The 12,196-nt window shown below is 41.3% G+C and carries 12 protein-coding genes; 3 read left to right on the plus strand and 9 right to left on the minus strand.

Going from position 1 to position 12,196, the window contains the following annotated elements; translation table 11 throughout:
* Window positions 1-18: 18 nt before the first annotated feature.
* Complete coding sequence (locus tag ABTV07_RS19900; RefSeq protein WP_433745812.1) at window positions 19-732, minus strand: hypothetical protein; 714 nt, start codon at window positions 730-732, stop codon at window positions 19-21.
* Window positions 733-834: 102 nt separating this feature from the next.
* Between ABTV07_RS19900 and ABTV07_RS19905 the strand changes: the two genes are divergently transcribed.
* Window positions 835-1,314, plus strand: a complete 480-nt coding sequence (locus tag ABTV07_RS19905; protein ID WP_433745815.1) for a hypothetical protein — start codon at window positions 835-837, stop codon at window positions 1,312-1,314.
* Window positions 1,315-1,450: 136 nt separating this feature from the next.
* Entirely contained in the window at window positions 1,451-1,657 is a 207-nt protein-coding gene (locus tag ABTV07_RS19910; protein ID WP_433745817.1) for a DUF4190 domain-containing protein, read from the plus strand.
* A gap of 283 nt (window positions 1,658-1,940) precedes the next feature.
* Here the strand turns inward: ABTV07_RS19910 and ABTV07_RS19915 are convergent.
* From ABTV07_RS19915 to ABTV07_RS19940, 6 genes are all read right to left on the minus strand, one after another.
* Window positions 1,941-3,274, minus strand: a protein-coding gene (locus tag ABTV07_RS19915; protein ID WP_433745820.1) for an IS3 family transposase whose coding sequence is annotated in 2 segments (ribosomal slippage) — window positions 1,941-2,905 and window positions 2,905-3,274 — 1,335 coding nt in all. Because the reading frame shifts where the segments join, the coding sequence is not laid out codon by codon here.
* Between the two features lie 116 nt (window positions 3,275-3,390).
* Window positions 3,391-3,666 (minus strand): hypothetical protein, encoded by a 276-nt coding sequence (locus ABTV07_RS19920; RefSeq protein WP_433745823.1) that lies wholly within the window; start codon window positions 3,664-3,666, stop codon window positions 3,391-3,393.
* Window positions 3,667-3,709: 43 nt separating this feature from the next.
* Window positions 3,710-4,945: a glycosyltransferase family 2 protein gene (locus ABTV07_RS19925; protein WP_433745825.1), complete on the minus strand. Its 1,236-nt coding sequence runs from the start codon at window positions 4,943-4,945 to the stop codon at window positions 3,710-3,712.
* 18 nt (window positions 4,946-4,963) lie between these two features.
* Entirely contained in the window at window positions 4,964-6,742 is a 1,779-nt protein-coding gene (locus tag ABTV07_RS19930; RefSeq protein ID WP_433745827.1) for a DUF2334 domain-containing protein, read from the minus strand.
* 216 nt (window positions 6,743-6,958) lie between these two features.
* Complete coding sequence (locus ABTV07_RS19935; RefSeq protein ID WP_433745829.1) at window positions 6,959-7,939, minus strand: phosphotransferase; 981 nt, start codon at window positions 7,937-7,939, stop codon at window positions 6,959-6,961.
* A gap of 55 nt (window positions 7,940-7,994) precedes the next feature.
* Complete coding sequence (locus ABTV07_RS19940; RefSeq protein WP_433745832.1) at window positions 7,995-8,699, minus strand: HAD family hydrolase; 705 nt, start codon at window positions 8,697-8,699, stop codon at window positions 7,995-7,997.
* 121 nt (window positions 8,700-8,820) lie between these two features.
* Here ABTV07_RS19940 and ABTV07_RS19945 point away from each other — a divergent pair, with 121 nt between their 5' ends.
* On the plus strand, window positions 8,821-9,270 hold the full coding sequence (locus ABTV07_RS19945) for a GNAT family N-acetyltransferase (RefSeq protein WP_433745835.1): 450 nt from the start codon (window positions 8,821-8,823) through the stop codon (window positions 9,268-9,270).
* Between the two features lie 183 nt (window positions 9,271-9,453).
* Here the strand turns inward: ABTV07_RS19945 and ABTV07_RS19950 are convergent, their stop codons facing one another.
* Window positions 9,454-11,472, minus strand: a complete 2,019-nt coding sequence (locus tag ABTV07_RS19950) for a serine aminopeptidase domain-containing protein (RefSeq protein ID WP_433745837.1) — start codon at window positions 11,470-11,472, stop codon at window positions 9,454-9,456.
* 160 nt (window positions 11,473-11,632) lie between these two features.
* A complete protein-coding gene (locus tag ABTV07_RS19955) occupies window positions 11,633-12,079 on the minus strand; it encodes an HXXEE domain-containing protein (RefSeq protein ID WP_433745840.1) in 447 nt (148 codons plus the stop codon).
* Window positions 12,080-12,196 lie beyond the last annotated feature (117 nt).

Consider the following 12,196-nt stretch of genomic DNA (forward strand, 5'->3'; position numbering starts at 1 on the left):
TGTCCCTGCGTTCCAACTTCAATTAATATCTTTTAGTTTAATAGATTGGGTTTTAGTGAAGTATATGTCGTATTTAACATACCAATCAATTGTATCGCTTTTTGTATCCAATAAATCTCCATTAACGATGACTCCTTTGTAATTATAGCCATGTTCATTCAATAGCGTTTGAATTTTTGTTACTTCTTTATAAAATTCACCTTTTGATTGCTTTCTGGAATCGAGAAAAATATTAATGGATAATAGTTCATCTAAATCCAGACTCTTATCCCACTTTACATTCTCATCTAGTTTGTCCTTTAAGACTGCACATCTTGCACCGACATAATTAATATTACTAAAATGCTGAGTGAGTAAATCATTGATTTCCTCCCCTGCTTCCTTGCCTAGTCGTTCCATTAAATTTGGGTCCAGATTGTCTTCATAAATCCCATCTACACGAACCTTACGGGAAAATGCCCCGCCTATCATAAACTCATACTCTTTTGATTTACTTTCCTGACCACCTTGGAATTCAGAAACTTTATAACTATAGGAGCCAAAAGGAAACACATAATCCCCTTTTGATAAATGAAAATCTTTGTCTGGATAATGTGTATGTAAGTAGTGTTCGAGGTCTTTTTTTGAAATATATTTACTAAGGGGGTTTCCATAAAATACGTTAAATATGAATAGGATCATAGCTAGGAAAATAAATAATAAAATACGGTGAAAGGTTTTCTTTTTATTCACACCACGCCTCCAAACATAACACTATTAAATAACCTAATTTTACCATAAAATGGTTCTTAAGGAATAAATACTGGAAAAACTTATCACTTTGGAGGAAATGTTATGAAACTTGCAAAAGGTACTCTGATTGGCATGGTTTTCGGTTTTACCTTTTCTTTTTGTATTTCATTTCTGTTTATGTTGTTTGGTCAAATTCTGGCTGGTGGTTATACGTCTTTGATCGGCGAGGTGTGGTTATATTACGCCAATTTAATTCCATTTATTTTAAATTTCGGTTTACTAGGATTTTATTTCACAAAAAGCGGATTGCCCTCAAACAAAAAACTTTGGCTGGTTAGCCTTTTTTCCGCATGTATCGTCACTCTATATAGCGGAACAATTGGCGCATTATTCGGGGAGTATGTAGCCAGGGGAGGACACTTTAGAACCCCAATTGATGGAGGATATTTAAGCGTGAATGTAGAAGGTGTCTTAGTGTGGGGAACACTATATGCTTTCATACTCCTTCCACTAACAACACCACTGGCAAGAGGGATAATCCATATCTTCATAGGGTTAATGAAGAAAACTAAACTTGTTTAATTTGGGACATGGGGACAGGTTTCTTGTCCCTCCGAAGGGGACGAGGAACCTGTCCCCTCGTCCCACATAAGGAGGTGAGCAGAAATTACTACTGTTAATAGCGAAACGAATAAGAATTCGATTATTTCTTTAACCATTGGGATTTTTTTCGGTTTTTATCCCTTTTATCGGGATCATCCTTGGAATTTTCGGTGTTGTATTTGCAAGGAAGGCTTCCAGGGAGATGGATAACAATCATCAAAGCGGAAGAGGTCTTGCCACTGCAGGAATTGTTTGCAGCGGCATTGGAATCTTTATCCAGATACTGACTATTGTGGGTTATATCACATTCGCTGCTGTGTGAATGTCGGATATGAGAAAGTCTGACCCTCTTTAAAAATTGAGGATCAGACATTTTAATTTATTGTCATTCCCCCACTAATCCCCGATGTTCAGTGTGGAACATGGGGACAGGTTCCTTGTCCCACAAGGGGTATGCGGGATCCATGGTAGCTATTAATATAAATGAAGGGCCAGCGCCCCCACCCAAGGTAACGGGCGGGGGCGCTGGCATTTTTGATGATGGTAGATTGGGACGAGGAACCTGTGAACTGTGCCCCCATATTCGGACAGTATAAAAAAAGAGCCTAGGCTGCTAATAAGTGACTCCGGTATTGAACCGGGGTCATTTTATTTAAGCCCCATTGATAACGATGGTGATTATATTCTTCTATTACCCGATCCACTTCCTTGCGGACTTCCCTTAAATTCTTACATGATTTGTACTCTGCCCAATCCTTGAAGTGTCCAAAGAAACTCTCCATTGGGGCATTGTCCCAACAGTTCCCTTTGCGTGACATTGATTGGGTTAATCCAAGCGACTTCACCCTTTGTTGGAATTGGGGATTAGTATAATGAACTCCCTGATCGGAGTGTAAGATGGCTTCTGAGTGAAAGGTTTTCCCTATTGCCATCTTTAATTTTTTTAGGGTTTTATAAACGATATCCATTCCCAAGGAGGAGGATAGATGATAAGCGACAATTTCCTTCGTCGCACCGTCCTTCACACATGATAAATATGCTTTTTGTCCCTTCCCATAATAAAGATACGTAATATCGGTTAGGAGTACTTTGCCTGGTTCATTTTGATTGAATTCACGATTCAACAGGTTCGGACAGGTGTGGTGTTCGATTGTTGCCTTAGACATTTTCCGATAAGGGTTAGCTCTTCTAATCGTTGTAATTAGATGATATTTAGCCATTAGTCGTCTGATCTTCTTATGATTCATGACGGTTGAATGGTCATTCTCCATTGTCATTTTAATCTGAAGAGCACCAGCTTTTTTATCTTTCTTCTCAAAAATTTCTTTAATTAAAACGATATCTACTTCATCTTGTTCTTCCCGTTTCGCACGCTTAGGAGCAGCGTTCACCCAATCGTAATAACCACTTCTGCTTACTCCTGCTAGTTCACACAAATAGGTAACAGCTCTCTGTAACCCGTGTTTTTGGACCGTTTGATCAATCAGATAAAACTTTTCGGACTTTCTTAATATCGTTTCTTCTTCAACGCCTGCCTTTCTAGAACCTCTAGCTTTTTTAAGAACTCGTTTTCTGCTTCCAGGAATTTAATTCTTGCCTCTGCTTTCTTCAATTGTTCTTCAGGGGAGAGGGGTTTTGAAGATGATCGACCAACGTTTCCTTTCCCTCTGCGTTCCGTAAGGAATCCTTCCTCACCATAACGCTCAAATGTTTTCTTCCAGCGGTGGAGACACCGTTTTGGCAGATCCTTTCCAATCATTTCAAGGTCAATACCGTGTTCAATAAAGATTTGTGAGGGGATCTTCCCGTTGAGATATTGCTTGACCGCGATTATTTTAAACGTAGGGCTGTAGGAAACCATGTGTTCAGAAACATTTGTGATATTCGGATTCTTCTTCAGTTCTTTCCTCTCAAATTCACTATAAAGCTTCTTCTTCATATTAAAAACCTCCGTCCATTTCATTAATTCTATTGAAACACAAAAAGCCCCGGATAAGGGGCCCTTTTTTATCAGTGTCCGTTATCCGGGGTATAGTTCACCTGTCCCTGCGTCCCTCATAGTAGAATTAAGCTCAACAGGCTCAGTATCCATAGCAAGGGGATTAGGTTAATTATTACGGCCCTCCTATTTTGGCTCTTCCTGTACTGCAGCCAAGCAGCGATGGAGCAGGTGATTACAACCAATGGATAGATCCCGATGATAAGGACAAATAGGCTGTTCCATAGAGCGATTCCGTTGTCGAAGCTCATGAATGACAGTCCCCAAATGGGCAGCCAAAGAACAATGCTGATTAAGTATATGGCCTGGGTAATCACCAATATTAATTTCATTCGCTTGTAACTCCTTCTAGATTGATCTACTGAAAGATTGCTTTTATCCGGCTAGATCGTCGATTTTAATCGCACGGGTATGTTTTGTATGATTCCAGGTCTTATTCTTGCTAGTCAGTATCCCAAATAACGTTATTGGGAACCAAGTGAATTGAAAAACCGGAAATAAAATGAGGCCCAGATATGCTTTCCACGGCCGCTTCTCAAGCAGCATAACCAATGGAAATTGAAGGAATAAGACGATATTCAACACAATCCAAGCCCAGTCTGGAATCATTTTCAGCAGGTCAAATTGAGTATATAGAGGTGTTGCAAGCTGTAAGCTGGACATTACCCAAACCGCTGCTACAAATAGAAATCTAATTGGCTGAAATAGATACATGGCCGCATCGAATTGTGCAAACTTACCCGTTTGCAGCGCCTTTAGAATAAGCGGCTTCATATATTTTCTTGCACAGTCTGTGTGCCCTCTCATCCATCGCAGCCGTTGTCTTATCGAACTGGCCAGTGTGATCGGTTTTTCATCATACACAATCGCATTTCTTGCCCAAGTCGGATAGATTCCCCTGCCGATGCAGCGAGCGGTAAATTCAACATCTTCTGTCAGCGATGTTGAGTTCCATCCCATCTCCTTAAGCAGCTTCGCCTCAATGCACATACCAGTGCCGGCTAAAGTACTTGCCATGCCCCAATTGTGACGAGCTTGCTGCCACATCCTGTTAATGAACCAATACGTTATGGCATAGGATAACGTAACCCATGAATCATAAGGATTTTTTGTTTCAACATAACTTTGAATCACCTTGTGTCCACCAAGCAGTTTATTATTCATCTCAAGGAGGAAGTTCTTGCTCACTAAATTGTCCGCATCAAAAACGACCACAGCATCAACCTGATGCTTCTTTTTCCACAGTTGCTCGAGCATCCACTCAACCGCAAAGCCCTTCCCTTTTCGTATATCATCATAACGTTCCATTGCGGTCACACCATACGAAGCTGCAACTTGTGAGGTACGGTCGGTGCAGTTATCACAAATGATGAATACGTCGTATAAATCCTTGGGATAATCCAACTTCTTTAAATTTTCCAATAGTGGTGCAATGACCATTTCCTCGTTATGAGCAGCCACAAGGATCGCAAACGATTTCTCTGGAGCATAGTCCCTGCTTTTTTCTACCCTCTTCTTAAAGCCCCCAAGACTAATGATGATTTGATAGAGACTAACCGAAAAAATAATCCCTTGTAAAACATCTGCCATGACTATCATAAATGAGTGCATGAATTCTTCCTTTCAGCCCTATGGCGTCTTCTCTTGAAATGAGAGTGCTATATCCAGCAGATGCCCCGATTCATCGAAGGATCCGATATCTGCTTTTCCGTTGCCGTCAAAGTCTGCCACAATCCCAATCCTTTCGTTCCCCCTTGCCCATGGGCCAAAGTCATTGTCTAAAGAACGAAAGCGGTCATTCCCCTCATTTTCAAAAACACGCCAAACACCGGTCTTTTTGTTATAAACGATTAAATCATTTCTACCATCCCCATTTGAATCCGCTGTGTCTACCTGGTCATCAGAAGAAACCTCTAGTCCTTCCACCCGGTGATCAACTAATCTTCCCTGTTCAAACTTCCAGATTAGCGCCTGCCTCCCACTCGGAGATATTGATAGAATGTCAGTCTGAAAGGAATTTTGAAATTCCCCTATGAAAACCTTATGATCCTTGGAAAAAGGAGCATCATACTTTTTTGTCGTTAAATGGCCATTAGAAAATTCACTATGCAGCAGCCTGCCGTTCAGCAATGCAATTAGTCCTGATCCATTTAAAGATTGATAGGTCTGAATGGAATCAAGCCCCGAAGGCAGCCTCCCAATAACTACAGGGGATTGAAACTTTCCTTCTCCTGCCTTGAAAACCGCGAGACTTCCGGTTTCACTATTGTAGGAAAGCAAATCCTGTTTCTTGTCGCCATTGAAATCTACTAGAAAGAACTTTTCCTCAGGTTTAAAAGCTTTCTTTAACCACACTTGCGGTGATTTTTGGGGCCGATTGCGCGGCATTGAATAATTTCCAGGCACCACAAGGATTCGATCCTTCATCCGCACAACCATATCCGCATGCCCTTCTCCGGCTACATCCCCAAAAAACAACTGATCTTCCTTCGTTCCAACGGGCAGCTTGACTCGATGAGCAGGAGTAAATGGAACAATATTATAGAGAGGCATGAAGCGATATTTCTCCTCCTTTAATCCCTTTACCAGCTGATGGAGATAAGATCGATTGCCATTACCTTTATAGATATATACGGGGACGCCATTTTTCATGACCGGTTTCCCATCCCCGCCTAATTCTTTCTTAAGATAGGGAAATTCCAGGAATGGGTGAAAATAAAATGAAGCCAACCCTTTACTTTTAGAGGCTTTTGAAAGTATTTTGTCCACTGAGCTTTTATCTTTAACGTATCCTAAAGGGGCAGGAACATAGATTGATCCGAGACTACTCTTTCCATATGAATTAATATTTTCATAAACGTTCAGATCCTTTAACGACCTTAAAGAATAAAAATCGGGTTGATATAAAATGCCCATGAAGGAACGAAATACCCTTTCTTGTTCACGTGTATCTTTATAATGGGGCGATTCCCAAAATGCAGGATGAAGCCCAGCTTTTGCAAAGGCGGACAGACTCTTCTGCATACGTTCAGCTGCATATGCGGGATCTTTCGTCACAGGAAACCCGCTTACCTTGAATTCCGCTCCTGTTCCTGAATTCTGATTGTCACCTTTCATGGCGGCATTCCCAAACTGGTGGCTGTATCCATGCATACCCAAAATACCTCCATGCTGCTGCGCTTCAAGGAGTATCTCATTTAAACCCCTTGAAATGGAGTCCGGTTCAGGATCATCAATCCCTCTTTCAGTCCAGCTTCCATCAGCCAGCATACTCTTCCATCTGGGAATAACAGCTACATGAAAAGGAATATGCTCTACTTCTAAGTAATTCATCACAGCCCGCAGCTTGCCTAAACCATCTAAGCTATTATATTCACCACCCGGCCCGACATCCTCCAATCGAATCATTGCGTGCCTCTTATTCAAGTCAGGAAAAACATTCTCCCCCGTATAAGTCAGAAAATAAACCAAAAGTAAAATCCCAGCTATTGCACCGCCAATCCAAAATTTCAACATAGGACAAAGGAGGGGACGGAGGGACAGGTTCCTTGTCCCGGAACGGGACAGTGAACCTGTCCCTCTGTCCCAATCTGAAACTCATTCATCATTTTATCGACCGACCTCTCATTCCCCCACTAATCCCCGATGTTCAAGCAGCAGCCTAAGCCATTGGGATGGCTTGTTATAAGACTCCTCCTGCTTTACACGGTTGGGGGTGATATATAAATGCCAGCTCAATGCCCTTTGGACGCATGCGAGTTGATCGGATAACCTCAATGCTCGATCAAGCTCTTTCATCGGCGCTAAGTTTGTCCACGGTTCTAAATAATATGGCCGAAATTCCTCTACCATCCCCAGCCATTCCGAATCAGCTGAAATGAGATCATCGAGTGCATGCCAAAATACGCGTGTGCTGAAAAACGGATGCGAAACGGATGCGTCTCCCCAATCAAAAAATACAAGGCGGTCCCCCACCAGCCGAATATTATTTGTATGGAGGTCACCGTGCTCAATGGATGGTGGAATAATCGAATCCATTTCGTCACACATATCTAATAGAACCGGAAGCAGCGCCGTCACCTGTCTCGTTTCATCTCTGCTTAATCCGGTTCTGCACATGTCTCCCAGGTGCTGCTCGATTTCCTTCTTGAGTACTGGCATTCTGCGGTCAGAAACCCCCAACTGAAGCAAAGAATCAACGCTTTTCAACTCCGCTATTTGAAGCTCTGCATACTCGCTAATCGCCTTTTGCCAAAGCTTTTTATCCTTCAATGTGCGCAGCGATTTCCCCTTTAGATCCTTCATCAACAACCAGTTTTCTTCCTCATTAGCACTAAGAACTTCCACCGTTTTTCCTGGGTATCTTTTATTGAGTTCACTACTCAGCACTGCCTCATGGTGTGACGCGAAAGTGCCTGCCTTAAAATAATATTCCTCTCCGTTCGTTGGAATACGGAGAACAAGGGTAACATCCGTATCCTTCACAGGTTCAACTTTTCCTTTTAACTCCAAACCCGCTCTTTCCAGCTCTTCACGGATCCATTGCTCGACACCTTCATAATAGTTGTCCTGGTGCCATGGAACCAAAATTCTTCTATCTTCCATGCCTACACTCCTCTGCTCATCGGAATCAGGAGGGTGGTTCTTGTGCTTCCCAGAATCACCTGTACCCATGCATCTCCTGGTACTGGGACGAGGAACCTGTCCCCATGTCCCGGACTAAAAGGTCTTTTATTTCTTGGACATTACTTGCCATATATGTCGGATGGGATCTTTTTAATTCTTCATGCGAACCGTATCCATAGGCTGCTCCGATGGAATCAATGCCGGTATTTATTGCGCCGATAATATCATGTTCTCTATCACCAATCATGATAAACTCATCTGCAGAGTGTTCATTGTATTTATCAAGGATATATTGGATGATCTCAGTTTTTGAAGTCCTCGTACCATCCAAGTTACTCCCGATAACAAGATCAAAATACTTATCGATCTGGAAGTACTCCAAGATTTGTTCGGAGAATTCTGTTGGCTTGGATGTTGCAATCACCAGCTTATAACCATAATCTTTTAAGGAACTTAAGAGCTCAGGAATGCCTTCATACAATTCGTTCTCATACATTCCCTTCTCCTTAAATCTTTCCCTGTAAAATTCAATGGCTATTTTTGTGTTTTTTTCATCAAAACAATAATATTCATGGAAAGATGCTTGCAATGGCGGTCCGATAAAACATTCCAGCTTATCTAAGTCGGCTTCAATAATCCCCATTTTTCTTAGTGCATGCTGAACGGATTTAGTTATGCCTATTTTGGGGTCTGAAAGTGTGCCGTCTAAATCAAATAAAATAATCTTATATTCTTTCAAAAGCTGCCTTCCTCTCTCCATCAAAACTAAAGTTATTATAGTTGATTGGAAAAATTAATTCTAGAATATTCTAAATATATATTTTTATTGATATTGGTTGGTATAATTTAGGAGAAGGAGGATGGATATGTTGCATTTAAAGTCGATTACAAAAGATAACTGGATAAAGGCCATATCACTTAAAGTCCGGGAAGACCAATTGAAGTTTGTCGCATCCAATGCGGTTTCACTCGCTCAATTGAATTTTCTTGAAAATTTTCACGCGAAGGGTATTTATAAAGACGAGGAAATGATCGGATTCACGCTTTATGGGATTGATGATGAAGACCAAGAATACTGGATCTACCGAATGATGATCGATCATAAGCATCAAGGCAAGGGCTATGGCAAGGAGGCAGTTCAACTCGTGATTGACGATATCAAGAGGATGAAAGAAGACCGGCATCAAACAATCACCCTGTCATACGAGCCAACAAACGAACATGCCAAACGAGTTTACGATAAAATGGGGTTCCAAGAAGTCGAGGGCCTCATCATCGGGGACGAACAAGTGTCCCGATATACATTTTAAAAAGCGTGGGGACATGGGGACAGGTTCCTTGTCCCACCCAAAACTTTAAGTGATACAATGAAGCTATTAATTTAAATGAAGGGCCAGCGCCACCACCCAAGTTAATGGGCGGGGTCGCTGGCCTTTTAAACTTAGACTGGGACGAGGAACCTGTCCCTGCGTTCCAGTCCATGTACTCCCTTTTTAGAAAATCGTGTATAGGGTTGTGTTGGCAACTGTAATGAGCGTCAGAAGCAGTGTATTAAGAAATGCTCCCACATAGATGTTGCCTGTTTTTCTATAGAAATATCGGTTAAGGATGGATGCTATTAATAAGGTTGGTACTAGGGCAATCATGATGATGGAGGAGAGCGACTCTGCAGGATATCCTGCTGTTCCGGTGATGAACAAAAGACCATAGTGATAAATCAGGTACAGAACAAGGCCACCTATAAAATGTAGTGCAGCAATTAGATACCCCTTGAATCCTTTGTATTTTTCAGCTGCTGTATTTATATTGACTGATAATCCAACTACAAAATAGTAAATTAAGAATAATGGAGCATATTTCAACCATGCGATAAGATGCTGGTCTTCGAACGTCTTTACCGCAAAAGTCCACAAACGGAAGTCTACTTTGAATACTGCATCCACTAGATAGAGAATACCGTAGCCGATTGATATCGATAAAACAACTACAACAAGCGATGCTGCTACAGATTTGATGCTTGCTTTGACACCATAATTGCGGATGGTGGCACCAGCAGGTTTTTTTGAAACATAATGGTAGCAAACCATAATCATCAATGTAACCAGAGCTACATTCAACGCCCAATACAGAATGGGATTTACAGTGGGTGCCCCGAAAAATTCTGTTGTAGCTATCAGTTTGCCTTGCAATCGCAGGAAAATATATTGAATTACACTCAATACTAGAAGAATAAATGAACTTGATTTTACGCTTCGTTCCGACTTTTTCACCATCGAATATAGGAAGACAATCAAAGATAGGCCGATGAAAATCATGCTTATCTGCCTCAGTAATCTCATTCCATAGACATCTCCGCCATAAAGAGCAGAGAAAAATAATGCAGGGAATAAAGCACCAAAGACCACTAAGAGCAGTCCCGCAAGCTTCTCTCCGTTTGTTTTGGGAGCAGGAAGCACCTCTGGATTCGCTGTATAAATACTCTTTAAGAAAGGCAATTTTGATAAAAGCGTGATGACGGGGATGAAAAGCAGCAAAAAGCCTATGAGTGCTACAAATGAAAACCACTCTTTAAACATCCACGTCTGATGTTTATTCCCTGCTTTCACATGATCTTTATAGCCTGCAAAAGCCATTTCATAGAAATCAATAGCATAGCCTGTGGAGGTTTGTGAGAAGTGATTCCAAGGATGTGTCTCATTAGGCTGATAAATGATCCTTTTTCCTTCATCCACTTCATACACTTTCCCAGCCTCCGGTTTTTCCGGATTGCCCAAGAATCCTTTGCCCTCTGCAGTTCCTACGTAATTTTTCTTTACAACCGTTCCGCCTGCAGCTGTGACATCAGCATTGAAGAAGAACTCATCATACTGCCCCGCTATTTTTCCAGATGTTCTTGGCCCATATGCATTATTGATATCATCTTCCTTGTATCCAAGAGCCTTTAGCCATTGGTAATCGGACCCCATTGTCAAAGAACTCAATATTTTTCTTACCCCAGTTTTCTGAAAATCTTTTTCATCAAGCATGACGGCATGATTTGCAGAGAATCCTCCCATCGAATGACCAGAAACGGCAATTATTCCATTTCCTTTATCATCCTTTAACACGTAGTCCTGATCATACATATATTGAACAGCATCATAAATGGCTTGTGGCCAGAAGGAAAAAAACGGAATGGGCTTTTTCATTGTTCCTTTTGAGTGTCCATGATCATATTGATCAAGCGCTAAAACGACATATCCCCTTTTGGACATTTCAATGGACTGGGCATCCTGCATTTCTGCAGAATTTAAATAACCATGTGTCGTCACTATAGTCGGCCTTGATTCATTATTAGCCCCATTCGGCTTATATAATAAACCTGAAAGCTCGCCTCTTGGTGTATCAAAATAAATGCGCGTGACATTCACATTTCCATTTGAATTATTAAACCTTGAAGCTCCGAAACTTCCAGCCAAAATCAGCAACAATGAAACAATCAATAAGACGACTTGCTTTTTTCCCCTTTTCATAATATCCCCCTCTTATTTCATTGTATTTTTAGGACTTCCTACTTCTATAATAGGATTGGAAAACGAAAAAAAGACACATTAAATACCTTTGAACACGGATTTCAAAGATATTTAATGTATCTCCTAAAACCTGGGACATGGGGACAGGCCCCATGTCCCCCTAATATCTCGAGGCAGCTTTCATGGCTGCCGGGAAAAGCAGCATAAAAACCACGATCCCGACCGGAATGCTTATCCATATATCCGCTATGTCTATCGTGCCTGCTTCCAATAGGGTCCGATAAAACACCACCCCATAAGGAATGATCAAGATGACAGACGTAATTACCCCCGGTGTATACCTCTTCAATAAAACGGCCTGGCCAATATGAGTCAAGGAATGCAGCACAAAAACGCTCATCAGCCCCAAATAAAGCCATTTGTACCACCCTTGAAATCCTTCCAAATATAGAAGAATAGTAGAAAACGAGATCACTACAAACTCAACATAAACCACTAAAGAAAACTGATTCGTTTTCTTCGCAAAATTCCTTTCAAAATAGGATATCGCTTTTTTCGGAAGTTTTTCATAAAGATCTTTCCGGTTTCTTTCCACCCACTTCTCCACCACAACAATTTCCTCAAAATCATGTATCGCGAAAATGATTGGAAATAGCCATATGAGAAGAACCGTCAACTGATTGATACATACCACTCCAAACATTTATGAATAAAGCGCACTTTT

The sequence above is a fragment of the Falsibacillus pallidus genome (genome assembly GCF_050990905.1).
Taxonomy (GTDB): Bacteria; Bacillota; Bacilli; order Bacillales; family DSM-25281; genus Falsibacillus; species Falsibacillus pallidus_A.

Excerpts from the sequence above, each read along its gene's own strand:
- ABTV07_RS19905 (WP_433745815.1), top strand. The coding sequence starts at position 835 with ATGAAACTTGCAAAAGGTACTCTGATTGGCATGGTTTTCGGTTTTACC.
- ABTV07_RS19920 (WP_433745823.1), bottom strand. The coding sequence starts at position 3,666 with ATGAAATTAATATTGGTGATTACCCAGGCCATATACTTAATCAGCATT.
- ABTV07_RS19925 (WP_433745825.1), bottom strand. The coding sequence starts at position 4,945 with ATGCACTCATTTATGATAGTCATGGCAGATGTTTTACAAGGGATTATT.
- ABTV07_RS19930 (WP_433745827.1), bottom strand. The coding sequence starts at position 6,742 with ATGATTCGATTGGAGGATGTCGGGCCGGGTGGTGAATATAATAGCTTA.
- ABTV07_RS19935 (WP_433745829.1), bottom strand. The coding sequence starts at position 7,939 with ATGGAAGATAGAAGAATTTTGGTTCCATGGCACCAGGACAACTATTAT.
- ABTV07_RS19945 (WP_433745835.1), top strand. The coding sequence starts at position 8,821 with ATGGATATGTTGCATTTAAAGTCGATTACAAAAGATAACTGGATAAAG.
- ABTV07_RS19950 (WP_433745837.1), bottom strand. The coding sequence starts at position 11,472 with ATGAAAAGGGGAAAAAAGCAAGTCGTCTTATTGATTGTTTCATTGTTG.